The following is a 22,642-nucleotide window of genomic DNA, read 5'->3' on the forward strand; positions in this document are numbered from 1 at the left end:
GTCAGCGTGCGGGTCGGGAAGGAACCACCTTCACGCTCCCGTTCCTCTCGCGAATCCACTGCTCGAGGTCGGCACCGCCCAGTTCCTCGGTGCCTTCTTCGGTAAGAACGTCGACCGGGCCGAAGACCGTTCCTGAGAAGCCGTCCAGGACGGTGTTCTCGTCGATCTTGACCTTGAAGGAGTTCTCGTCCGCCACCGCATTCGTCAGATCGGCCCCACAGAGGTTCACGTCCAACAGGGATGCACCCATCAGTCGCGTACCGCGGAAACTCGCCCCCGAGGCATCGACGCCGTAGAGCGAAGCCTTGACGAGATCGGCCCCGTCAAGCGTTGCGCCCCGGAGCGTCGCATTGTCGAAGTTCGCCCGTACCAGCGAGGCGTCGGTCAGGTCAGCTCCGGAGAGATCGGCTCCCTCGAGATCTGCACGGTAGAAATCCGCTCCGGTCAGGCCCGTACCGACCAACCCGGCCTCGGTGAACCACGATTCGGAGAAGTCTCCGCCCGACAGGTCTGCGGCGCTGAAGTCGAGCCCCACGGCGTCGAGCCCTTTGCCGTCCGATTCCTGCAGCCATTCACGCAGTCGTTCGGCGGCGGCTCGGTCGGCAGGGAATGCGCGCGGCGCCCAGCCCCTACGGGTATCAGATGACATCATCTTTTCGTGCTCCCCGTTGCGTTCACGGTGTGACGCATCTCAGGCCATGGCGGGGACGTACGTGACCACGTGCTCTCCCGCAGGGGTCAGGTAGGGAATTCGCCGAGCCAGCTGCGCTGCAGGAGATGCTTGGGCAGATAGGCGGACTCCACTGCCAGCGGGATCTCGCCGTCGTGGGCGAGGCAGGCCAGGGCAAGAGGTCCCAGAGCGATACGGCCATCAGGATCCTTGGCCCGGTCCTCGTCGGCGGTCCAGTACGCCTTGTGCAGTTCGAGCGCCTCCACCAGAGCCTGGCTGAAGCCCTCCTCGTCCTTCCGCACGAAGCGGTGGAACAGGTTGATCGGCGGATACAGCACCCCTTGGAGCAGATCCCGGGGAGTGGCCGAGACTGCTTCGGGATAGGACCCTTCGATCGCGGCCGTCAGCTTCTCCACCAGGCCGGGCCGCTGCAGCCAGTAAGTCTGCAGAGCATCCACCCAGTGGTAGATGTACTCGTCGTACTCCCCCTCGGGCGACCGCAGCCGTTCCAGCGGAATCTGACACAGCTGCGTCATCCTCTTCTGGTCACGGCACACGATCGCCAGCCAGAACGCCGTGAGCCAGTTCCCCGCGTCGGCGAACGAACGCGGTCCGACGGCCGGGAGAGCCCGCGTCTCACGGTTGATGCGGCACTCGACGGTCCCTTCGGTCGCCCCTGTCACCGCGAACAGCGCCGACCCGACCTGCATGGCAGAGACCACCGCCTCCCAGGTCTCCAGCTCCGCGGCCTCCGGATCGACCGTGCAACGCGCCTCCACGTGGAGAAGTGCGGTACGGAACGTGGAGTCGATCATGGTCGGCGACGATTCGAGGCGGGCGACGGAGCCGGCCAGGCTCTCGCCGAGAGCCTCGGCCCAGCGTGCGGAGTTGGGTCCTGCCTCACCATGCCGGGGAACAACAATCGTCACGGTGTGCTCCGTTCAGCGATATCGAACTGCCTCATCTGATAGCCAGCATACGTGCCGGCATTCTTTTCGCCCTTGACAACGACGTAGTCCAGCTTTCCTGCATCAAGTGCGGCGTCCAATTTGTCCGCGAGGAGGAGCTCATCGATATTGGTTTCTCCTCGCTTCCTCATCTCCGCGATGATGTCCAGGAAGTATTCCCTGGTTCCCTGCGAGACACGTCGGCCGCTGGGAAGGTTACGGGCGCCGAGTTCCGTAGTGACGCTGCTCTTCGCCTCGATGACGACATAACCGCCGTCCTTGCGCCGCCAGACCTGGTCGAACTGGTCGTTGCCGTTCGCCGGCCCGTCGAGAGGTTCCCGGACGGCTCCCGGGTGCTGCTCCGCGATGAAGTGATGCTCGGCGGCGGTCTCACCGAAGTCCTCGGCTGCGTCACGCATGACGCTGTGGGACTCCTTGTACGCGCCGACGCTTTCCCCGTGATGCGCCTTCGACTCCACCGTGTCCAGGAGTTCGTGGGCCGTCGCGGTGTCCTGCTTCCAGGCTTCCATGAGCTGGTCGTGGCGGATGGCGAGGTGACGTTTGAGTGCTGCCTCGTCCAACGTCTTGAGCCGTGCGGGGCTCGACACATCGGCCGCGCCCTTCTTGTCCCAGTCGCCCACGTAGTTGGGCTTGAGCGGCTCAGGAGCGTCCTTGACCGCGACCCACGGCTCGTTCGGGGATGCCCTGGTCAGCTGGGGAGGCGTACGCCCGCTCTCGTCGACGAGATTCAGGTTCTTGCGGTTGCCGTTGGACTTGTAGAAGTCCTCGAAGTACCCGGGCTCGTGGTTGGCGCGGTACCGCTGAATCTCCATGATCTGCTCATCCGTGAGCGAACCACGAGGACCGTACGGGTTGTCCCCGTCACCCATGAAATCGGGGCGCTCGTCTTGCGCGGACCCGCCCGGTGCGTCGCTGTCCGGCCGGGCCGCCGCATCCGTTCCGTCCCCGACCGCGTCGTCTCCCGCATGCCCCAGGTCGTCCAGGCCGTTGGGGCCCGGAGTCTCGGGGTGTCCCGGGAGCGCATCGCCGGCGTGGCCGCCGGGCAGGTCGTGGCCGCCGGGGTGGCCGGTGGGACCGTCCACGGCAGGGGGCTCGGTACGGGGCCCGGGGACGCCGTCGCCGACGCGCGTGCCGGACGCGTTGTCGAGGCTGTTGCTCGGGAGGTTGTCGCCGACACCACCGGGGGCGTGGGTGGGGCCACCGCCGGGGAGGTTGTCGCCGGCGTGGCCGGTGGGCATGTGGTCGCCGACGCCGCCTCCGGGGAGGTGGTTGCCCGCGTTGCTGCCGGGGAGGTTGTCACCGATGTTGGTGCCGGGGAGGTTGTCGCCGGTGCGGCCGATGTCGCCGAGGTCGTTGCCGAAGCTGTCGCCGAGTCGGATGACGTGGTCGCCGGCGTTGGCGCCGGCGTGGGCCGCGTTGTCGGCGGTGTGGGCCCCCGCGCCGACCAGCGCCGGTTGCCTGTCCGGTGAGGGGGAGCCGGTGTGCGGGGTGTCCGCTCCCGCCGCGTCCGGGTCGATGTCCGGGGAGGGTTCCGGGCGGGCGTCCTCGGCCTTTTGGACGATGTCGCCCTTCTCGTCGAGGAGGTTGCCCTCGCCGTCGAAGTACTGGGCCGGTGCACCGGGTTCGGTGGGCAGCTTCGTGGCGCCCTCGGGCAGGACCGGGACGTCGTCGGGCAGCTTGAAGTTGCCGTCCGGGAGCTCGACCGCCCCGTCGGGGATCGCCGCCCCCTCGGGGAGATGTACGGCACCGTCGGGCAGCTTGAGCGCACCCTCCGGCAGCACGATCGCATCATCGGGCAGCGTGGGGATCTCGACGTTGCCGATGCCCTTGAGGCCCTTGGTGATGTCGCCGATCTTGGACAGGCCGGCGCCCGCGCCCTTGGCTATGTAGGTCATCGGGTCGATGACCTTGCCCGCCTTCCCGGCCACGGACAGGACCTTCGCGACCGCGCCGGCCTTCCCGGCGCCGGACACGCCGGCACCGGCGCCGCCGGTGAAGACCGTGGTCAGGACGTTGAACGTGACCGCTCCCGCGGCCCGTCCCGGGTTCTTGCCCCACTCGTCCCACGCGACCAGCGCCTTGCCGGTCTCCTTCATCGCGGTGCGCGAGTCCCGCAGCCAGGACGGCAGCTTGTCGTCCGGCAGCGTCCAGAACAACGCTCCCGCACCGGGAATCGACGTGATCACCAGACCGGTCGCGAGCTGCGCGAGACCCTTCCAGGCCTGGCCCATCGCATCCCAGCCACCGAACCCGACCAGGGTGCCCAGACCCTTGATCGTGCCCCAGATCCCGTCGACGATCAGCCCGTCCCAGACGAACGACTTGACCCAGTGCCCCACTTCCCAGACATGGTGCTTCTCCTCCATGGGGTCACCCCAGGGAAGTTTCGCGTTCTTGAGGTCCTCGGCGTTGAACCCGTACTGGTCCTTACGCTCCGACCCGTCGCCCGCGACCATCTGCGTCCCGCCGAACAACGCGGTGATCTTGTTGTGGCAGGTGCGCTCAGCAGCCCAGAACGCGGCAACCGTGGTGGTGACATCGTCGCGGAGCTGATTGTGCTCCTCGATCCTGTCCTCGTCGTACTCCCAGTCGTCGTCGTCCTTGACCTTGTTCACGAACGTCGTCGCATCCGCCTTGAGCTGCGCGAGCTTCGTGACCAGCGGACGCACTTCGGTCGCATAGTCCGACAGAGCGGTGGAGACCTTCTCCAGGTCGTCGGCGAAACCGTCGGACCGGTCCTGGACCGGCTTCGTCGACGCGAAGAGCCGCTCCGCCTCCGGCGCCTGGTAATACGCCGACAACCCCTGGAACTGGGTATGCACATCCGATCCGGTGCCCCGGATGTGCCCGGCATCCGTCTTCAGACTGCCGTAATCCTTCTCCAACTGGCCCAGATCACCGGTGAACTGCGGTATCGCTTCCGGCTTGATCACTTGGTCTGCACCCCGGGCTTCGTCAGATCCAGATCCGGGACACCAAGAGCCTTGCGCTGCGACTCCGCAGCCATCTCCAGGTCACCGTTCAGGTACGCGGTCGTCGCATCCACCGCACCGGTCAGCGACTTCCCCGCCCGCGCCGCGATGAACTTCAGGTCCGACGTCGCGTGTTCGGCGTACTGCGACAGCGCGAGAGCGACGAGACCACCACCGGCCTTCTCACCGCCCTCACCACCGCCCTCCGCAGTGATCGTGCCCGCACTCGTCGCCGCCGACGTCAGATGCTCCCCGTACGCCTTCGCATACGTCTCGATCTTCCCCGCCGTCTCACCCGTCGTCTTCAGCACACCCTGAATACCCTGCGGCTTCAGATCCCACCCGGTCACCAGCACACCCCCGTGCCCCACTAGCCACCACGAACAGCCGAACAAAACGATTCCGCACCCACCACGGCTCCGAAGCCCAACACCCCGGGCCATCCGTTCCGGTGAAACCTCAGCCGATGTTGTCGACTGCGGCCTTCGCGCGCGTGATCGTGTGCTGCGCGGTGCCGTCGTTCTTCTCCAGCGTCGTCTTCAGCAGCTGGATGATGTTCCTGACCTCCTGCGAGGCCCGGTTCCACCGCAATTCCTTGCCGTGGTACTCGTCCGCGACACCGTCCGCCGTGAAGTCCGCCATCGCGGCCTTCACCTGCGCGTCACGCGCCGCGATCACTTCTTCCAGACGCCCGATCACGACCTGGATGTTGCCCTGCACATCCGCCGACGCACCCGTGTCGTACGCACGACGATCACTGCCACCAGCCATCAACAAACACTCCCCGTGAAATCCGTGAAATCCGTGGAACCCATGAAACCGCTGGGCGGTCAGCGTCCGCCGAAGCGGGCCGCGTCGAAGTTGGCGGCGCCCATCTGCTGCCGCGCGTTGTCGCCCTGCTCCTGGTCACCGGAACCGAACGCCGAGTCCATACCCGACTGGCCGCCCAGCAGCGACGCCAGCGAACCGTTCAACGCCGCCGTGATCTCGTCCGACCGGTTCTTGAACGAGTCGAACGCGACCCGCCCCGCACCGTGGAACTTCCCCTCCAACGGCGCCGCCGCCTGCACCAGCTGACGGATCAACGTGCCCAAGTCATCACTCGAACCACGCGACTTCGACGTCAGCGTCGACAGAACCTGCGCCCCCATGTCGAACTTCATGTGCATCCCCCTGCCAGACCAAGTGATCCCATCTGATCCAGATCTATCAACATCGGGTCGCCGATAGCAACGTGAGAAGTCTCGCTGTGACAGACGTGTGACGGCTGATGCATGGGTTGAGGACTACCGCATTCGAACACCGAGGTGCATCGAGCCGGCCGTGTCCCCCGTGTCCGCCGTCGTGCTGTGCCTGAGCGAGCCACGAGCACAAAATCATTCGACATCGCGGAGGCGGGCGGTGAGCGTTGACGGCATGCAACAGGAGGAGATCTGGGACGGCGATGCCGCCCGACGCTATGACACGCCCGGCACGGGCATGTTCGCGCCCGAGGTCCTGGGGCCGACCGTGGACCGCCTCGCTGCACTCGCAGGTGACGGGGCGGCGCTCGAGTTCGCCGTCGGGACCGGCCGGGTGGCCGTCCCGCTCGCCGGGCGAGGAGTCCCCGTCACGGGCATCGAGTTGTCGCTTCCGATGATCGGTCGACTGCGAACCAAGGCGGACGAAGCGACGATCCCCGTGGTCGTCGGCGACATGGCGACCTCCGTGGCCCCTGGGGAGTACGCACTCGTCTACCTCGTCTACAACACCATCTCCAATCTGCTCACCCAGGCCGAGCAGGTCGAGTGCTTCCGCAACGCCGCCCGCCACCTCACGCCCGGTGGCCGGTTCGTGATCGAGCTCTGGGTGCCCGAGCTGCGAAAGCTCCCACCGGGCCAGACGGCCACCGTCTGGCAGTCCGAGCCCGGCTACATCGGTCTCGACACCTACGACGTGCTGCGCCAGCACGTCGTGTCGCACCATTTCTCGTTCGACGAGACCCACCGGGCCCAGCTGTTCCGCAGCCCGCACCGCTACATCTGGCCGGCCGAACTCGACCTGATGGCACAGCTGGCCGGATTCGAGCTGGAGACCAGGCACGCGGACTGGACCGGTACCGAATTCACCGCCGAGTCCCGTTCTCACGTCTCCGTCTACCGCATCCCGCCGAGCCGCTGAGGGCTGTCCCGTCATCCCCGGTGGATCAGCGCGCGGCGTCGGATGTGGTGCGTCGCAAGGCGGCGGAGCGTCCTCGTACGGGGCGTATTCGGGCGTTCCGACGACGCAGCGAGGTGCCACGGATGTCGTCGTGCGCCCGCCGGGGATGACGGGACAGCCCTTGGCTTCGTGGTCCGGCAGGGCGGCGCGCCGGGTACCGGGCACAGTCCCGGGCATGACCGGACGGTCCGGCCCCGGCGTCGCCCCGGCCGACGCCGGTGAAAGCCCGGACGGCTCAGGCCACCGGCACCGCGGGCGTGGCGAAGAGTGAGGCGTCCCCGCCCTGGACGAGGTCCCGGATACCCGCGCTCGCCTCGTGCGGTACGCCCAGCGAAACGGCGCTCGCCCCGGAGAGGCGGGTGTACTGCTCGGGCGTGAGGACGACGTCGAGGGCGCCCAGATAGTCGTCGAGCTGGCTCAGCTTGCGCGGACCGATGATCGGGACGTACGGGGTCGCCGCGCGTGCGGCCCGCTCGTTGATCCAGGCGACCGAGACCTGGGCCGGGGTCGCGCCGGTCTCCTCGGCGACGGCGAGGACGGTGTCCACGACCGCGGTCTTCTGTTCGCTGCTCTCGGTGTGCACCAGGGTCTTCAGGTCGCTGAGCCGTCCTTCCGCGCTGCCTCGGTACTTGCCGGTCAGCAGCCCTCCGCCGAGCGGGGACCACAGGGCGGCGCCGAGTCCGAGGCTCTCGGCCATCGGCAGCAGCTCACGGTCGGCGGTCCGCTCGACCAGGCTGTACTCGACCTGGATTCCGGCGACGGGCGCCCAGTTCTTCAGGTCCGCCAGCGTGGCGGCGCGGGAGACGCGCCAGGCGGGGAAGTTGGACAGCGCCGCGTGCAGGATCTTGCCCTGGCTGACGAGGTCGTCGAGGCCGCGCAGGATCTCGTCGATCGGCGTCAGGTCGTCGGGGAAGTGCACCCAGAGCAGGTCGATGTAGTCGGTGCCGAGACGCTGCAGGCTCGTCTCCACCGAGTGGCGCATGTTCTTCCGGCTGTTGCCGGACCATGACACACCCGGCTGCGGGAACGCGGCGTTGGTGAACTTCGTGGCCACGACGAAGTCCTCCCGGTCCGGACCGAGGAACTGCCCCAGCAGCTTCTCCGACTCGCCGAACTGGTAGTTGTCCGCCGTATCGAGGAAGTTGCCGCCGGCCTCGGCGAAGCGGTCGAACATGCGGCGCGCCTCGTCGGGCTCGGCCCCGGCGCCCCAGCCGGTACCGAAATTGCCGGTGCCGAGCGCGTACTGGGAGACGCGCAGTCCGGTGCGGCGGCCGAAGGTCGTGTAACGCATGGAGTTCTCCTTGGAAATCGAGTGCTTCCGCAGGTCTGTTCCTGCGCTCCGAAGCGGGATCGGCGGTCGGTGACCGCCCAGCGGGGCGGATCCATGGCCGGACCGTTGCCGGCGCGCCGTCGGCGCCGGGCCGGTCGGAGGTGTTCCCCGGCGGGAGGTCCGTCGTGGACGGTGTCACTCCACCCGAAGGAAACCGATCGGTTTACTTATGTCGGCCACGCTAGACCAGTCCGGGCGCAAAGTAAAACGATCGGTATCCTTGAGGCATGACCGAACCCACTTCCACGGGCCGACGGCGCGGCCGGGGCGCCCGCGAACGGATCCTGACCGCGGCAACCGAGCTGTTCACGGCCCAGGGCATCAACGCAACCGGAATGGAGCAGCTGACATCGGTCGCCGGTGTGTCCAAGCGCACCCTGTACACACATTTCGAGAGCAAGGACGTTCTCGTCCACGCCTATCTGCAGCAGCTCGAGGACGGCCTGCTGCCGGCGATCGAGGCGGGTCCCGATCCGCGGGGGCAGCTGCTTGCCGTTTTCGCCCCCGGTCCGCAGGACCACGCCGCTCCGATCCGGGGCTGCCCGTTCCTCAACGCCGCCGTCGAGGTGCCCGATCCGGCGCACCCCGTCCACCGGCTTGCGGCCGCCTACAAGACGGAGTTCTCACGCCGTCTCGCGACCCTCGCACGCCGGGCCGGGGCGCGGGACCCCGAAGCCCTCGGCGAGCAGCTGGCCCTGCTCTTCGACGGTGCTGTCGCCCGTGGAACCGCGCTCAACAGCAACCGTCCCGGGGAGTCGGCCCGCTCCCTCGCCATGCTGCTGATCGACACCGCCGTCGGCGCCGCGGGACAGGAGCGGACTCCCGGTACGGACGAACCGGCAGCCGGCCGATGACGGCCCGGGCCGTCTAACCGATCGCGTCGAGCCGGGGCACGATGCGCGCGACGAGCTGTTCGGTGAAGCTGACCGGGTGCCGGTCCGGCAGCACCTGGACGGCGGTGATGCCGAGCTCGGCGTACGCCTCGACATCGGCGAGGAAGGCGTCGGTCTCGTCCAGGACCGGCCTGCTGAACATCAGGGTCTTCTCGATGGTGTCGTAGTCACGCCCGGCATCCGCGCAGTGCGCGCGCAGCACGTCGAGCTTGTGGGCCACCTCGTCCACATCGGTGGCGAAGAGGTTGCACGCATCCGCGTACTTGGCGACCAGCCGCAGCGTCTTCTTCTCGCCCCCGCCGCCGATCATGATCGGCGGCCGTTCCCCGATCGGCTCCGGCACGCACAGCGTCTCGGCCAGCCGGTAGTGCCGCCCCTCGTACGGGCCGTTCTCCTCGCTCCACATCTGCCGGCAGATCTGCAGCGTCTCCTCCAGCCTCTCGAACCGCTCCGCGACCGGGACGACGGGCACACCGAGCCCGTGCTGTTCCCGCTCGTACCAGGAGGCACCGATACCGAGCACGGCCCGGCCGCCGGAGAGCACGTCGAGGCTGGTGACGATCTTCGCCAGCAGGCCCGGATGGCGGTACATCACGCCCGTGACCATGAGGCCGAGCGTCATCCGCTGGGTCAGCGCCGCCACGTATCCGAGGGTCGTGTATCCCTCCAGCATCGGCTCGTCGGCAGCGCTCTGAGGGGTTTCCATCTGGAAGTAGTGGTCCATCACGGTGAACGACGCGACCCCGCCCTGGTCGGCGATGCGCACCGATTCGGCGAGTGTGGGCGCGATCAGCGCGGGATCGGCGGGTTGCGCGTAGTTCCAGTAGTGCAGGCCGAGCTTCACGTCCACTCCTCCGTGCCGGAACCTCTTCGGCGACCCTGTGCAGTCACTCGTCCACGTTACGTGCGGACGGACGCGCAGGCGCGGGCCGTACGCCCGGCCGGGTGCCAGTGCCTCGGGCCGGGTGCGGCGCACGGTCTGCAGACCGTCCCCGTGCTGCCTCGCCGGAAGCGGCAGCAGCGTCGGCGTGCTCGCCTGCATGCGGTAACCCGGCGCGCGCGACGGACCTCCTCCCGCAAAGCTGTTGGGGGTACGCACTCCCGCCGTCCCCACGGCGAACGACGAAGAAGGTCTCCCTGTGCGTTTGTACCGAATGGCGCTGTGGGTCACGGTCCCCTTGGCCGTGGCCCTCCTGGCGGCACCTGCCGGGGCGACAATGGCCGGAACCATCGTCGGGACGACGAAGAAGCCTGCTTCGGTGCGGCGAGCCGAAACAGTGGCGGACCCGGCCGCCGATTCCACGTGGCTGCTCCCCGTCCTCGGGGCGGTGCCGCTGACATTCCTCCATGCAGCGCATCGGCCCGTCATCGTGTCGCGCGCGCAGTGGCAGGCCGACGAGACCAAGCGCGACCCGCGTGCCCATTACGCGGGAGGGGTGACCGCGATCTTCATCCACCACACCGACACCCCCAACGACTACGAGTGCGCCGACGTCCCGCGCACCCTGCGCAATCTCTATACGGGCCAGACCCGTGACCGGGACTGGGGAGACATCGGCTACAACTTCCTCGTCGACAAATGCGGCACCATCTACGAGGGCCGCGCCGGTGGTGTCGACCGCCCCGTCGTCGGCGCCCACACCGTCGGGTTCAACCGCGGCACGGCAGGGATCGCGGCAATCGGCACCTTCGGACGAGGGGCGCCGGTACCGGCTGCCATGGAACACGCGATCGCGGCCCTCGCCGCCTGGAAACTCGGCCTGCGTGGTGTCGACCCCCGCGGCAGGGTGCGGCTCACCTCCACCAACGACAAGAGCCGTTACCCCAAGGGCACTTCGGCCGATTTCTTTGCCATCTCGGGCCACCGCGACGCCTACACCACCGACTGCCCCGGGGAGGCGCTGTCCGCCGCGCTCCCCGCGATCCGGGACATCGCCGCCGATCTCCAGGGCCGGTCGGCGGGAGCGCCCCCCGACGTCGGCGCCCCCCTGACCTGGGAGACCCTTCACCGCCACGGCAACCCCACGGGTTAGCCCACCCGGAGCGGGCGGACTCCATGGCGGTACGAACGACTCCGGCGGCGCATAGGCCCCGGCGCCGCACCCCTCACCCGTTCGGGACGCCCGGCGGTGCGAACGGGTCCCTCCGTGTGCGTGGACTTCGGAGTGTGCGCAGGCTGAAAGGTGCTGCAGCCGGTGATCCACGATGAGGAACGATGATCGTATCGGTGGTGTCGATGCCGGAGGGGACCGTCGCTCGCACGCACGTGTCGGAGGCACGCGAGCGCCTCGCGGCGTCCCGTTTCCTGCTCGTGGACATCGAACTGCCCGTGGAGGCATCGCCCGACGAACAGCCGGTCGCCCATCAGCTCGGCCTGGAGGCGGAGGACTTGGCATGGCTCGGCAGGGAGGGCGAATCCGCGCGAGCCGAGTTCCTCGGCGACAGCGCCGGGTTCGTCGTACCCGTCGTCGAAGCCGGCGAGATCACGCATGTCCATGCCTTCGTGACCGAGCGGTACCTGGTCGCAGCTCACCGAGGGCCGATCGGACCGATCGGGAGCCTTATCGCCCGGTTGCCGCACGAAAGGCCCTCCGACACCGTGGCCACGCTGTTCCTGCTGCTGGAAGAGGCGCTGGGGACCTTTCGCCGATCCGCCGTGCAGGCTCTGCTGGAGGTGGAGGACCTCGAGGACGAGATGTTCCAGCGACGGCACCCCCGGCAGGTCCTCCGCCTGACACGTCTGCGACGGCGCGCCGCCCTCCTGCACCACTCGCTCCTGCCCTACCTGGAGGCGACGGACGAGACCATCACGCGGAGGATGATGAGCGGCACTTTTCCGGAGGAGCGGCAGAGGCTCGCCCGCTCGTACCAACGCGCCGCGAGGTCGGTGCTCGCGGACATCGCGTCCCTCCAGGACGCCTCCCGGCGAGCCTTCGGCAGTTACTCGTCCCTCGTGGCCGGCGAGCAGAACGGCGTGATCAACCGGCTGGCCATCGTGTCGACGATCTTCCTGCCGCTGTCATTCCTGACCGGGTTCTTCGGCATGAACTTCACTTACATGACCGACGAGTTGGAAAGCAAGGTCGTGTTCTGGCTGCTCGCCGTGGGGTTGCAGGCGATCGTGCTGTTCATCGCCCTCTACGTACTGCACCGCACACGCCTCTGGCGGAAACTGCGCGACGACGGTCCCGACGAACAGTGAGCGGGCCTGCCTCCCCGGCGCGGCGCGACGACCGGGACATCTCGCCGCCGGACCCCGGTAATTCCATCGGACACACCACAAAGGGTCCGGCAGCGAACTGACGGGCCCTTTGTATGAGATTGAGGTCAGCGAGGTCCACGCCCCTCGCCTTGACCTTGGCCTTGTCCTTGACCTTGGCCCTGACCTTGGCCTCGGCCCTGACCCCGTCCTTGGCCCTGTCCCGGATTCTGTCCCGTCCCTGTGGCCGGAACACCCGATCGAAGCTGCGCCAGCACCGCCGAGCAGCCGGGGAAGGCTGCCACCGCGTTGTTGAATGCGGTGGTGTAGTCCGCCCGGAATGTCGCGGTCTTGTCGGCGTTCCTCTTGAACAGGTCGGCCTTCTGCCTGCACGACGCGTCGCCGTCGTTCTCGCCTGCTGCGAGCGCCTGTTCCCTGTCTGCGGCGGGGTTCGGAGTCTGCGGACCCGGTCCGGTGGGAGTGGTGGGAGTGGTGGGAGTGGTGGGCGGCCTGACCAAATTCAGGCACCCTACCTGGTTTGCGGCATCTATGGCTGTGACGGCCTCATCGCTTTTGACTACCGCCACCGCGCTGCCGGACCCGCCGGCACTCGTAGTGGCCGTGGCGATCACGCGTTTCCCGCTGACGATGCTGACGGTGGTGTTAGGCGCAAAGCCGTTGACGCCTATAAACGTGGTGTCGAACGGACCTTCTTGTCCTTGAACCGTACAAGAGGCCGCCGGAACGAGCGAGGGCAGTGAAGCGGCCTCCGACGCTGCGCCCTTGCTGGGAGTTGCAGCGGCCGCCGCGGCGGAGATTCCTGGCCCCAGTGCGAGTGACGCACCCAGAGGGACGCCGACCAGGGCGAGAATGCGCTTCTTTCCTTGCATGGGATTCCCCTTTGTGGTGGGTCCGTGCAAGAAAAAGCGTTGCATGAGGCCTGACGGGCAACAAGAGACCACTTATCGTAGGAGTGGCAGTGTCAGGTTCCTCCCGTGCGGTTGCGGATTCGGGGACGACACATTTCCGTCCGAGATGCATTTACGGCCTGATTGAGGGTTCTGCCCGCGCTCATGTGCCGAGGCCGACCGGTGGGACGACAATCTCCGCGCGCTCTGGTCGGGTCTCGTGCCGCGTCGCCGGATGGGGGCTTGGGAGCGGCGGGCAGCCCGGTCCGTAACGCAACGCCACCCTGCATCCGACCCGACCACGCGATGACCCAGCACAATCCCGTCCCGTACACCAAACTGTCCCGCGGGCCCGGATTCCTCGTGTTCCGGCTCGGCAGGAACACCCCGCGCGGGCCTCTCACCACTCGCCGTCGACGAACGCCATGAACAGGTGCCTCATCCATGCTGAAATGCGAGAACGTGTCATGACATCACCGACGCTGGTCGTCGTGAGCGGTGGCCCCGGGACGGGGAAGACGACCCTCGCCCACACCCTCGCTCAGGAACTCGGCTGCCCCGCGATCATCCGCGACGAGATCAAGCAGGGCCTGGTCATGTCCACCCCCGGCCACCGAAGCGGGGGCAACGATCCGCTCAACCTCCCCACGCTGGAAGCGTTCTTCGACGTGCTCAAGGTACTTCTCCAGGCCAGGGTGACCCTCGTGGCCGAGGCCGCCTTCCAGGACCGGGTGTGGCGGCCCCGCCTGGAACCGCTCGCCGACCTGGCGCAGATCCGCGTCGTCCGCTGCTCGGCGCCCGCCGCCGTCGCCCACGATCGCATCGTCCATCGCGCCCAGCACACCGCCCACAGGGCCGCGCACGGTGATCAGGCACTCCTCGACGCGATCGCTGCGGGAGAACATGCGCTCGATTCCTTCGTACCGATCTCCCTCGACGTCCCCACCCTGGTCGTCGACACCTTGGACGGCTACAGCCCCAGCCTTCCGGACATCGCCTCCTTTGTTCGCGCGCCCGCGCCCGACGGGGCAGCCGGCCCGGACGGACGGGCGTAAGAAGGAGACCCACGACCCCGGCCGACGGACATCCAGGACGGCCGCCGTTCCGGCGAGGTCCGGTCTTCGCGCTCGGTGATCACTTGCTTGGGCCGAAGGCGTTGCCACCGCGGCGCGGAGCTCGGGGGCACAGCCTCGCCGGCCCCCTGGGTCCCACGGTGTCGCCGCAGCTCAGGGGCGCGCGTAGCCCTGTATCACTCGGCGCTGCCGGGGTTCTGGACGTCGGAGGCCGCAGCGTCGGCGGCTTCCGGGCGGTCCACGGCCACCCGCAGCGTCACGGCAGCCGCGACTCCCGCCACCGGGCCCCAGATCAGGGCGGCCGGGACGCCGCCCCCCACACTCCCGGACAGGTACACCAGCCCCCAGTGCAGGCCCGAACCCGCACCGTCCACCGCCACCCGCAGCAGCTGGCTCGCCAGTAGCCCGAGGACGGTCGCGCAGACTGCGCCGACCGCCATCGCCGGGACAGTGGCGCGGGTGAACAGTCCGGACAGCCGCCGCAGTGCCCACCACACCACGGCCAGCAAAAGCACGTCCGCGGCGCGGTACAGGAGCCAGTCGCCGAGCGTCGCACCCGCCGGGCTCGCCCAGGCGCCGAGCAGCAGCCACTGGCGCAGGAGTTCGCCGGGCTCGGCGAACAGCTCGCCGTGCAGGGAGACCGTCTGGATGGCGGCGGCGACCGGCTGGTACGAGAGGACCACCAGGGACAGTGCGACCACGGCGGTCCCGGCGGTAGCGGCCAGCCGGGCGGCGCGCGCCGGAACGACCGCCTGCGGCAGCGGACCGGCACCCCCCGCGATGATCCGCGCCGCGAGCACCGTCCCCGCAGCCGCGGCCAGCGCGCTCACCGCCACGGTCTGCCGCCCGGAGGAGATCACACTCGCCAGCTGGGGCAGGAAGCGGTAACTGCCGTGCCCCTGCGCAGCGATCAGCCACGGCGCGGAGACGGTCACCGCCAGGGTCCCGGCCACCAGGCCCCAGGCCCACACCGCAAGCAACGTGGCCCGCATCCGGCCGTGCACCGGCGGCAGTCTGCGAACCAGGAGCAGCGCGCCGAGGACGAAGAAGACGAAGACCGTGCCGAACCGAATCTGCAGAGCGGTTGCGTACAGCGCGAGGTAGCGGCTGCCGTCGGTCCCGGCCGTGTCCCCGATCCCGCCGGACGACCCGGCGCCGAACTGAACCGAGGCCGGAGGATCGTACGACCAGGGGGTGAGCCAGTGTTCGAGCTCGGCAGCGGCCCGGCCGCCGATCACGTCGGTGGTGCCCGGCAGGTGCAGTGCCTGCGCGCTCGCCCCCGCCCACCACAGAAGCACCGTGAGTAGCAGCCCTCCCACCACTGCCGCTATCGCCGCGCGCCGGTATGTCATGTGCCCCCGCCTAGATCGCGCATCCCGTGAATCCCGTGGCCAGGTGGAGATTACGGGGCGCCGATCACATGCGGATCACGGTTGTACGTTGGGCTTGGCATGACAAAGGTGACGATGGCGCCGACGCGAGGACGACCGGGCAGCCGGCGATCCTGCGCGGCGCCCATCAGGCCGACAGCCCGGCGAAGGCCCTCGTCACCTGGGCAGCTGAACCCAGGACTTGGTGCCCTCGTGCGGCTGCAGCGCGTCGCAGACGCCCCACTCCCCGCCCCAGTCGTGCACGACAGCCGCGAGCAGCCAGAGAGCACTCCGGCGCCGCTCCTCGCAGACGGTGACGGCAACCGGTTCGGAGTGGCGTGGATGCCGGTCCCAGACGACCAGCCGGAGCGCGTTGTCGCGGTGCCGGGCGGAAACGTACAGCTCTTGACCAGGAGTCATCGCGCTTGTGACGCCGATGAGTTCGCCCACGGCCAACGCCGCCGGCCAGGCGTACGGGGTGAGCCCGTAGGCGTGCAGCGAGGCCGTGACGGCGTTGCGCCCGATGGCCGCGCTGCGCGGGTCGCCGGGCAACGTGAGGCTGAGCGCGAGGCCACGATCGACGCGGCGCCTGGGGCGCGGATACGCATACGGGTCGGGCGCGCGCTCCTCGACGGCTGCCGGACAGAGCGCGGCACGCGGAGATTTCGGCATGACTGACTCCCCTTGTACGGGTGGCGAGTTGACGGTCTTCCTCATTCGCGTCGGTGCGCACAAGTGGCTCTGGCGCTGCGGGTTCGGCAGTGGCCCGTCTCCCTGGCGCGGCCCCGCCGCTCCCAGGGCAGGAGGTTGCGGGCAGGACCGCGCGATGCACTTCTTGCCGACCGCAACGTGAGCAGTGCGTAACCGAATGTAGCGCAGCAGGGATACATGTGTCGCAGAGTTGGAGGCAATTGCCTCCAACTCGCTGGACTGGACATCCCGTCCACCGGCAGACTGTGCCCACCATCGGCGGAAGAAGGGGCCCATGCCGAGCAGTTCGACTCCGACAGAGCGTCAGAAGCGGCTCGGCGCCGAGCTACGGAAAATGCGTCTCGCCGCCGAGGCGACCACCGCGTACGCAGCCGCTCTGCTGGGCGTCGACCGGACGAAGATCTCCAACATGGAGGTCGGCGTGCGCCCTGTCACTCCGGCACGCGTGCGCACACTGGCCTGCAACTACGCTCGTGCCGACGACCGCTACGTCGACGCGCTCGCAGAGATGGCCGAGCAGCGCGAGCGCGGATGGTGGGAGCAGTACCGGGGCACCCTCCCGCCAGGCCTCCTGGACATCGCCGAACTGGAATGGCACGCAACTCGCATCCGCACGGCGCAGACCGTTCACCTCCCCGGCCTGCTCCACACCGACGGTTACGCCCGGGCAGTGTTCGGCGCCGTACTGCCCGCACTGTCGCGTCTGGAGATCGAGTTGCGGGTAGCCCACCGGATGGAGAGACAACAGGTACTCGACCGAGAATCTCCGATCGAGTACGTGGGCTACATCCACGAAGCCGCCCTGCACATGCAGTTCGGCGGTCGGAAGGTCGCTCGGGAGCAGTTGCGCCACCTGTGCGACGTGTCCGAACACGAGCACATCGACCTCCGGGTGATTCCAGTCGACCGCGGGGCATTCCCAGGCGCCGGGCATGCGCTCCTCTACGCGCACGGTGCCGTCCCCCAGCTCGACACCGTGCAGCTCGACTCAGCGCACGGCCCCGAATTCATGCACGCCGACGCACAGCTCACCAAGTACCGCGCCCACCTGGAGTGGATGGATGGCACCTCTCTGACCAATACGGAATCGCGAGACTTCATCCACGCCATCTCACGTCAACTCTAAGGAAGTTCGGCATGTCCGAGATCGATTGGGAAGAGCCCTTCTGCGGAGAAGGAAACAACTGCTTCAGGTTCGGCACGGACACGAGCGGCAACAGCTTCATCGCAGTCCTCGGCCAGGAGGATCGTTACCTCACCGACAGCCGCGAGGCGCTTCAGCAGATGATCCGCGACATCAAGGCCGGCAAGGCCGACCACCTGCTGTAGCTCCGAACCCCGACGCCGCAGCCGGGTCGCCTCTGGCGGTACCGCCGCCGCGCTTCCCGCCCGGTGCGTCGGCCCGCGCCTCCCGGATCCTCTCCAGGAGGCGCGGGCCGGCCCAGTCCGCATGCCTCATCTCTCTTTGCCCGGAGGTCACTGCTGGGTGATGCCCGGCAGCACAAAGCCCGGAGGCAGGGCCGGCAGGCCCGGAGGCACGCCCGGCGGCACGAAGCCCGGCAGCAGAGAGCCCGGAGGAGGTATTCCCGGCACCCCACTCGGCGGGGGCTGGGCAACCTTGCAGTTCACGAAGACGAAGTTCTGGTCCTCGTTGACAGCAAGAACGGTGTAGTCGACGTTCTTCTGGAAGCGTGTCAGCCGGAAGTTTCCGTTGGCGTCGACGTTCAGGCGCTCTGTGGACTCGCCGTCGTTGAGGTTCCGCGGAGCCGTGAAGCCTTCGCCGGTGATGGTGACGGACATCCCGTTCGCCGCGGGTGTGACCGTGCAACTGGCAGTGGGTGCCGCGCCGGCGCTCGGCGCGAAGGCGATCGCGCCGGACAGTGCGAGCGAGGACACGAAGAAGGAAACCACGGCACGTCGAGTGTGAAGATGCATGAAGGTGCTCCCATCGGAGAGGCGCGAAGAGGCGGCCGCAAAGCCGTCGCCACTCATCGCCGCGGGCACAGCGCGGCGGCCCGCGCAGCGGGCGGTGCACGCCGTCCTGCGTTCCGGCCGTCGCGTCATACTGGCGGCAGGACCGGAGGCCGGAAGGTGCCCGCCTTTTCATGCTCCCCCGCCCTCCCCGGGGTGTCGACCCGGGGCCGCACGGGCCGGTGGGATGCGTCAGTGCCGACGGTCGAGGCGGCCTGGAAAGGACCGGATCACATCCGGAAGGCCCTGGGCGGCACCGGAGGACACAGCGCTGGGCCGGCGGCGAGCTCTCCGTCCAGGAAATGCGCGGCGGTGAACGCGGCGCACAACACCGATGACGTGCACCGGTCGCAGCCGAGCGCTCGGCGTGGCCCCGCACGGCTCGGTGTCGCCACGTCGAGCGCATCGCGGCACACTGAGAACGGGCGTCGATCCGGCGCCGCGTGCTCCTCAGGACGGGGGTCACCACTCCGACTGCGGGATCACCGAAGACTTGGGGCGGTCACCCGCTGTGAGGACGGGTGAGTGCTCCGACGGCCGACGGAGGTGCTTGGGTCGTGCGGGGCGACACGCTCATGATCATCGACGGTTCGGGGGTGATCACGGAGTGGAGTCGCGAGGCCGATCGCTTGCTCGGCCTCCCCGCATCCGACGTGCTGGGTCTTCCGGCGACCGGGTTCCTCACGGTCGGCGAGGGCGATCACGGCGGGAGAGAGCTGAGACTTCGGTCCCGGGAGGGCCGCACCGCAGCGCGTGAGCTGTGGGTGCAGCCGGTACTGAGGGACGGCGCCGTGGCCTGGGAAATCGGACGACAGCCGGCGGAGCCCGCTGAGGGCTCCCGCACGAACAGCATCGGTGCCAGCCTCATCGAGACCCTGTTCACCCAGTCGCCCAACGGCTTGCACATCCTCGACCCGGACCTCCGGGTCGTCCGCGTCAACACGGCCGCACTCGCCCTGTACGAAGTATCGCCCGACAGCGTGCTGGGCCGGCCCGTCACGGAGGCGTACCCGCTCTCGGGCCCTGCGGACGTGGAAAGCATGCTCCGCCGCGTCCTGGAGCAGGGCCGGCCGTCGCTCGGCTACTTGGTACACGCTCACCTTCCCGTCGATCAGGGCCGGGTACGAGTGTTCTCCGTATCCACTTTCCGGCTCCAGGACCCCCAAGGCGCGGTCCTCGGGCTCGCGCTCTCCACGGTCGATGTCACCGACCGGGAGCGGGCGCGCGCCCGATCCGCCGTCCTCGCCGGTGTACGGGAAAGCGTCGGCCAGACCCTCGATGTGGTCACCACGTGCCAGGAAGCGGCGGACGCCCTGGTGCCCGCGTACGCCGACATCGCCGCGGTCGAAGTGGTGGATGAAGTGGTACGGGGTGAGGACCCCCCGATCGGTCCGCTCAGCCGGGACGTGCCCCTTCGGCGCGCCGCCTTCCGCAGCTGTGTCGCAGAGCCCGTGCAACCGCTCGGCGACGTGCGCACCGCTCCGTACGGGACCCCGTTCAGGCGAGCCCTGTCCGACCTGCGTCCCCGGCTCCTGGACCTGGCCGCCGAAAGTACGTGGCTGGCGGCGGACCCGGCACGGGCCGAGGCCATCCGCGCGACGGGAGCGCATTCGCTGATCACGGCGCCACTGACGCTCCGTGGCACGGTGCTGGGGCTGATGAGCCTGTACCGCCGCGGTGAGACGGAGCCCTACGGCGAGGACGACATCGGCCTCGCTCTCGAACTGGCCGCCCACACCGCGCTGTGCATCGACAACGCCCGGCGCTTCACCCGCGAGCGGACGATCGCCGCCACGACCCAGCGCCGGCTCCTGCCCCAATGCCCTGTTTCGCAGCCCACCGTCGACACAGCGTGGCTCCGCCTCCCCGCGGACCGGGGTGCGAGCTGGTTCGACACCATCGCCCTGCCGGGTGCTCGCACAGCACTGGTCACCGGCCACGCGGCCGGACAGGGAATCTCCGCCGCCACCACCATGGGGCAACTGCGCACCGCCATCCACGCGCTCGCCGCACTCGACCTGGAGCCCGACGAACTCCTCGCCAGACTGCACGACACCACCTGCCGCCTTGCCGGGGAACGTGCGTCGCTGCCAGCCGCCGATCCGCTGCACAGCGAGGCACTGACGGCAAGCTGCGTCTACGGGGTCTACGACCCCATCACCCGCACCTGCACCCTCGCCCGTGCGGGACACCCCGCACCGATCGCCGTCGACGCGGACGGCACGACCCGCATCTGCGACGTCCCCGCAAGCCCCCTGCTGGGCAGCACCGAGCAGGTACCCAGGGCGTGCGTGAGCCTCCACATCGCCGAGGGCAGCATCCTCGCCTTCTACACCGCAACCCTGCTCCCGGAGGCGGAGACGGATCCCGGCTCGCTCCGTAGTGTCCTGAGCCGGTCCGACCGCTCCCTGCAGTCCCTGTGCGACGACGTCGTCTACGCGCTGGGGGACGATCCCGTACGGGGCGACGCCGCGCTTCTTCTGGCCCGTACCTCCGGTATCGACCCCGGCCACGTGGCCACCTGGAAACTCACCCCCGACGCGTCGGCGGCCGGCGAGGCGCGAGCCCTTGCCCGGAGCCGGCTCACCGACTGGCAACTGGACGAGGAAACCATCTTCACCACGGAGATGATCGCCAGTGAACTGGCCACCAACGCAGTGCACTACGGAGCCCCGCCCATGCAACTGCGCCTCGTCATGGAGCGCACACTCACCTGCGAACTGACGGATGCCGGCAACTCCGCACCCCATCTGCGGCATGCACACGTCGCGGACGAAGGAGGGCGCGGGCTGTTCATCGTCTCCCAACTCGCCCACCACTGGGGCACCCGCTACGGCGCTCACGGCAAGACCATCTGGGCCGAACAGATCCTCTCGCCCCGTTGATGGGCCCGATGAAGCGAGCAAGCACGGTCGTTCGGTCACTGTCGGATGCAGGTGAAGGGGCCAGCTCTGCGGTAGGCAGGATGCTGGCCAACCTGCAGCACGGCAACGCGCATCTGGTCCTGGAGCGCGTGGCGCTGAGGCTACTGGCCGCTTCCGACATGCCAGGCCCACAGCTCCGATGCGCCCGAACCAGCGGCCGGCCATGCCGTGGAGGCTACGCGTTTCGTGCGTCGGCGTACTTGTCCAGTTCGCGCATCGCCTCGGCGTGGGCGCTCATCCGGATACTCACACTGCCGCTCGTGAAGAGCGCCACACCAACGACCGACACCGGTACGGACAGCCCGAGCACAGCCAGGACTTCAGGCCAGTCTCGTTCGTTCTGACACCAATCCCCCCTTTGCAGACCGTCGTTGGCCGTACCACGTTCGGTCAACAACCGTGACTCGCACTCCGCGGGGTACCGGTCGTCGGCCTCCTCATCGACCTTGTATGGCGTGAGCAGCAACAGGGCACACCATGTCCACTGGAGCGTCGCCACAGCCAACAGACCGATACCCCAGGCGCGTATTCGCCCGGCCCTGTCGCGGAAGTCGAGGTCGTACTCACGTGATCGCATGGCGGACGAATCTAGCAGCGGGTTCTCGCAGCGTGGCGGTGCTCGCCAGGCTCATCCCTGAGTCCGTCAGTCAGGCGGCCCGCTTCACGTGACGGACCAGCCACATCAGCAGCGCGTCCAGGTCAGCGGCGGCCGAGAGCACTCGGTCGACCGCCTCGGGAGTATGCAGCCACTCCTCGCAGCCGAGGAGACGGGCGGCGATCAGAGAACGGTGGCGCAGCAGGCTCGTACGGGAGTGGTCTGTCGGATAGCCGCGCGGGGGGCGTTTCATCACGTCCCCGGAGATGTCGTAGCCCTTCTTCCGCACGTCCTCGACGATGGCGGACAGTTCGCGGCCGCTCCCCTCGGAGGCCACGGCTTTGCGGAACATGTCCACCTGGCCGGGATCGGGGTACCACCAGGCGCCCTGGATCCGCAGGCCGTCCAGGGAGAACCGGAGACCGATCTCGACCTTGCGGCCGAGCCGGATCACCGCGCCCTGGTGCTGCCACCACCAGGAGTCGGTGCGGTAGTGCCAGACGGAGAAGTCCTCGTACCGGGGGTCGGTGTCCGCGACCTCGTTGAGCAGGGCGATCATCGGCTGCCGGACCAGGCGTTCGCGGTCCGCGCGGTAGCGCTCGCGGGTCGCGTGGGTCGGTTCGCCCTGGAGCTGCCACAACACGTCCATGGCCTGCTCCGGCCAACCGGTGAACTGTCCGCGCATGGGCGCAGAATAGCTCACCCATGATGCGCGCGCGGAGAGTGAGACGGGCAAGGAGGCGTAGCCCCAGACACGGTGGGAGGTGTTGCGGCGAGGCTCGCCAGTCAGTTCGATGTGCCGTGCGCGGTGGGCGAGTTCGTCGAGGAACACGGAGAGTGCAGTCGATATGAAGCGGGC

Annotated in this window: 21 protein-coding genes; 8 read left to right on the forward strand and 13 right to left on the reverse strand. The window is 68.6% G+C overall.

The annotated features are described in order from the left end of the window. Nucleotide 1 precedes the first annotated feature (1 nt). The 6 genes from OG878_RS15475 to OG878_RS15500 form a co-directional block, all read right to left on the reverse strand. Complete coding sequence (locus tag OG878_RS15475) at nt 2-652, reverse strand: pentapeptide repeat-containing protein (protein WP_328887342.1); 651 nt, start codon at nt 650-652, stop codon at nt 2-4. Nucleotides 653-738: 86 nt separating this feature from the next. Then, entirely contained in the window at nt 739-1,599 is an 861-nt protein-coding gene (locus tag OG878_RS15480; RefSeq protein ID WP_328887343.1) for an immunity 49 family protein, read from the reverse strand. Next, the gene (locus OG878_RS15485; RefSeq protein ID WP_328887344.1) at nt 1,596-4,571 is read right to left on the reverse strand and encodes a hypothetical protein; all 2,976 of its coding nucleotides are present in this window, start codon (nt 4,569-4,571) and stop codon (nt 1,596-1,598) included. Before OG878_RS15485 ends, OG878_RS15480 begins: the two co-directional genes overlap by 4 nt. Continuing rightward, nucleotides 4,568-4,960, reverse strand: coding sequence for a DUF6507 family protein (locus tag OG878_RS15490; RefSeq protein ID WP_277327598.1), 393 nt, complete (start codon nt 4,958-4,960; stop codon nt 4,568-4,570). Before OG878_RS15490 ends, OG878_RS15485 begins: the two co-directional genes overlap by 4 nt. Before the next feature lie 109 nt (nt 4,961-5,069). Beyond that, nucleotides 5,070-5,381 carry a pore-forming ESAT-6 family protein gene (locus tag OG878_RS15495; protein ID WP_328887345.1) on the reverse strand — a complete coding sequence of 104 codons (312 nt, stop codon included), beginning with the start codon at nt 5,379-5,381 and terminating at the stop codon, nt 5,070-5,072. A gap of 59 nt (nt 5,382-5,440) precedes the next feature. After that, on the reverse strand, nt 5,441-5,773 hold the full coding sequence (locus OG878_RS15500; protein ID WP_277327600.1) for a hypothetical protein: 333 nt from the start codon (nt 5,771-5,773) through the stop codon (nt 5,441-5,443). A 253-nt stretch (nt 5,774-6,026) separates the two neighbouring features. Here OG878_RS15500 and OG878_RS15505 point away from each other — a divergent pair, with 253 nt between their 5' ends. Further along, nucleotides 6,027-6,770 (forward strand): class I SAM-dependent methyltransferase, encoded by a 744-nt coding sequence (locus OG878_RS15505; RefSeq protein WP_328887346.1) that lies wholly within the window; start codon nt 6,027-6,029, stop codon nt 6,768-6,770. Nucleotides 6,771-7,044: 274 nt separating this feature from the next. Here OG878_RS15505 and OG878_RS15510 read toward each other — a convergent pair whose 3' ends face one another. After that, nucleotides 7,045-8,100, reverse strand: a complete 1,056-nt coding sequence (locus OG878_RS15510) for an aldo/keto reductase (protein WP_328887347.1) — start codon at nt 8,098-8,100, stop codon at nt 7,045-7,047. A gap of 266 nt (nt 8,101-8,366) precedes the next feature. Between OG878_RS15510 and OG878_RS15515 the strand changes: the two genes are divergently transcribed. Beyond that, nucleotides 8,367-8,993 (forward strand): TetR/AcrR family transcriptional regulator, encoded by a 627-nt coding sequence (locus OG878_RS15515; RefSeq protein ID WP_328887348.1) that lies wholly within the window; start codon nt 8,367-8,369, stop codon nt 8,991-8,993. A 13-nt stretch (nt 8,994-9,006) separates the two neighbouring features. Here the strand turns inward: OG878_RS15515 and OG878_RS15520 are convergent, their stop codons facing one another. Then, the gene (locus tag OG878_RS15520; RefSeq protein WP_443049117.1) at nt 9,007-9,876 is read right to left on the reverse strand and encodes an LLM class F420-dependent oxidoreductase; all 870 of its coding nucleotides are present in this window, start codon (nt 9,874-9,876) and stop codon (nt 9,007-9,009) included. 295 nt (nt 9,877-10,171) lie between these two features. Between OG878_RS15520 and OG878_RS15525 the strand changes: the two genes are divergently transcribed. The 3 genes from OG878_RS15525 (at nt 10,172) to OG878_RS15535 (ending at nt 14,194) form a co-directional block, all read left to right on the forward strand. Further along, nucleotides 10,172-11,065, forward strand: a complete 894-nt coding sequence (locus tag OG878_RS15525; RefSeq protein WP_328887349.1) for a peptidoglycan recognition protein family protein — start codon at nt 10,172-10,174, stop codon at nt 11,063-11,065. Nucleotides 11,066-11,247: 182 nt separating this feature from the next. Further along, a complete protein-coding gene (locus OG878_RS15530; RefSeq protein ID WP_328887350.1) occupies nt 11,248-12,234 on the forward strand; it encodes a magnesium transporter CorA family protein in 987 nt (328 codons plus the stop codon). A gap of 1,372 nt (nt 12,235-13,606) precedes the next feature. Next, nucleotides 13,607-14,194, forward strand: coding sequence for an AAA family ATPase (locus OG878_RS15535; RefSeq protein WP_328887351.1), 588 nt, complete (start codon nt 13,607-13,609; stop codon nt 14,192-14,194). A gap of 194 nt (nt 14,195-14,388) precedes the next feature. On the opposite strand, the gene OG878_RS15540 is transcribed toward OG878_RS15535, so the two are convergent. Continuing rightward, a complete protein-coding gene (locus tag OG878_RS15540; protein WP_328887352.1) occupies nt 14,389-15,564 on the reverse strand; it encodes a hypothetical protein in 1,176 nt (391 codons plus the stop codon). A gap of 195 nt (nt 15,565-15,759) precedes the next feature. Next, nucleotides 15,760-16,254, reverse strand: coding sequence for an ATP-binding protein (locus OG878_RS15545; protein ID WP_328887353.1), 495 nt, complete (start codon nt 16,252-16,254; stop codon nt 15,760-15,762). A 313-nt stretch (nt 16,255-16,567) separates the two neighbouring features. Here OG878_RS15545 and OG878_RS15550 point away from each other — a divergent pair, with 313 nt between their 5' ends. Both OG878_RS15550 and OG878_RS15555 read left to right on the forward strand, forming a co-directional pair. After that, nucleotides 16,568-17,419 carry a DUF5753 domain-containing protein gene (locus tag OG878_RS15550; protein ID WP_328887354.1) on the forward strand — a complete coding sequence of 284 codons (852 nt, stop codon included), beginning with the start codon at nt 16,568-16,570 and terminating at the stop codon, nt 17,417-17,419. Nucleotides 17,420-17,430: 11 nt separating this feature from the next. Beyond that, nucleotides 17,431-17,622 carry a hypothetical protein gene (locus OG878_RS15555; protein WP_328887355.1) on the forward strand — a complete coding sequence of 64 codons (192 nt, stop codon included), beginning with the start codon at nt 17,431-17,433 and terminating at the stop codon, nt 17,620-17,622. Between the two features lie 147 nt (nt 17,623-17,769). Here OG878_RS15555 and OG878_RS15560 read toward each other — a convergent pair whose 3' ends face one another. After that, the gene (locus OG878_RS15560) at nt 17,770-18,297 is read right to left on the reverse strand and encodes a hypothetical protein (RefSeq protein WP_328887356.1); all 528 of its coding nucleotides are present in this window, start codon (nt 18,295-18,297) and stop codon (nt 17,770-17,772) included. A 524-nt stretch (nt 18,298-18,821) separates the two neighbouring features. On the opposite strand from OG878_RS15560, the gene OG878_RS15565 reads away from it, so the two are divergent. After that, nucleotides 18,822-21,149: a SpoIIE family protein phosphatase gene (locus OG878_RS15565; protein ID WP_328887357.1), complete on the forward strand. Its 2,328-nt coding sequence runs from the start codon at nt 18,822-18,824 to the stop codon at nt 21,147-21,149. Between the two features lie 214 nt (nt 21,150-21,363). Here OG878_RS15565 and OG878_RS15570 read toward each other — a convergent pair whose 3' ends face one another. Together OG878_RS15570 and OG878_RS15575 are read right to left on the reverse strand one after the other, a co-directional pair. Next, nucleotides 21,364-21,765 carry a hypothetical protein gene (locus OG878_RS15570; RefSeq protein WP_328887358.1) on the reverse strand — a complete coding sequence of 134 codons (402 nt, stop codon included), beginning with the start codon at nt 21,763-21,765 and terminating at the stop codon, nt 21,364-21,366. 70 nt (nt 21,766-21,835) lie between these two features. Next, entirely contained in the window at nt 21,836-22,468 is a 633-nt protein-coding gene (locus tag OG878_RS15575) for a DUF2461 family protein (protein ID WP_328887359.1), read from the reverse strand. Nucleotides 22,469-22,642: the final 174 nt, after the last annotated feature.

This window comes from Streptomyces sp. NBC_00316 (assembly GCF_036158715.1).
GTDB lineage: Bacteria > Actinomycetota > Actinomycetes > Streptomycetales > Streptomycetaceae > Streptomyces.

Bases quoted from the DNA above. Each gene is read 5' to 3' on its own strand.
- OG878_RS15500 (WP_277327600.1), bottom strand. From the start codon at position 5,773: ATGAAGTTCGACATGGGGGCGCAGGTTCTGTCGACGCTGACGTCGAAG.
- OG878_RS15495 (WP_328887345.1), bottom strand. From the start codon at position 5,381: ATGGCTGGTGGCAGTGATCGTCGTGCGTACGACACGGGTGCGTCGGCG.
- OG878_RS15515 (WP_328887348.1), top strand. From the start codon at position 8,367: ATGACCGAACCCACTTCCACGGGCCGACGGCGCGGCCGGGGCGCCCGC.
- OG878_RS15505 (WP_328887346.1), top strand. From the start codon at position 6,027: ATGCAACAGGAGGAGATCTGGGACGGCGATGCCGCCCGACGCTATGAC.
- OG878_RS15575 (WP_328887359.1), bottom strand. From the start codon at position 22,468: ATGCGCGGACAGTTCACCGGTTGGCCGGAGCAGGCCATGGACGTGTTG.
- OG878_RS15550 (WP_328887354.1), top strand. From the start codon at position 16,568: ATGCCGAGCAGTTCGACTCCGACAGAGCGTCAGAAGCGGCTCGGCGCC.
- OG878_RS15570 (WP_328887358.1), bottom strand. From the start codon at position 21,765: ATGCGATCACGTGAGTACGACCTCGACTTCCGCGACAGGGCCGGGCGA.
- OG878_RS15540 (WP_328887352.1), bottom strand. From the start codon at position 15,564: ATGACATACCGGCGCGCGGCGATAGCGGCAGTGGTGGGAGGGCTGCTA.
- OG878_RS15535 (WP_328887351.1), top strand. From the start codon at position 13,607: ATGACATCACCGACGCTGGTCGTCGTGAGCGGTGGCCCCGGGACGGGG.
- OG878_RS15510 (WP_328887347.1), bottom strand. From the start codon at position 8,100: ATGCGTTACACGACCTTCGGCCGCCGCACCGGACTGCGCGTCTCCCAG.
- OG878_RS15530 (WP_328887350.1), top strand. From the start codon at position 11,248: ATGATCGTATCGGTGGTGTCGATGCCGGAGGGGACCGTCGCTCGCACG.
- OG878_RS15545 (WP_328887353.1), bottom strand. From the start codon at position 16,254: ATGCCGAAATCTCCGCGTGCCGCGCTCTGTCCGGCAGCCGTCGAGGAG.
- OG878_RS15475 (WP_328887342.1), bottom strand. From the start codon at position 652: ATGATGTCATCTGATACCCGTAGGGGCTGGGCGCCGCGCGCATTCCCT.
- OG878_RS15555 (WP_328887355.1), top strand. From the start codon at position 17,431: ATGTCCGAGATCGATTGGGAAGAGCCCTTCTGCGGAGAAGGAAACAAC.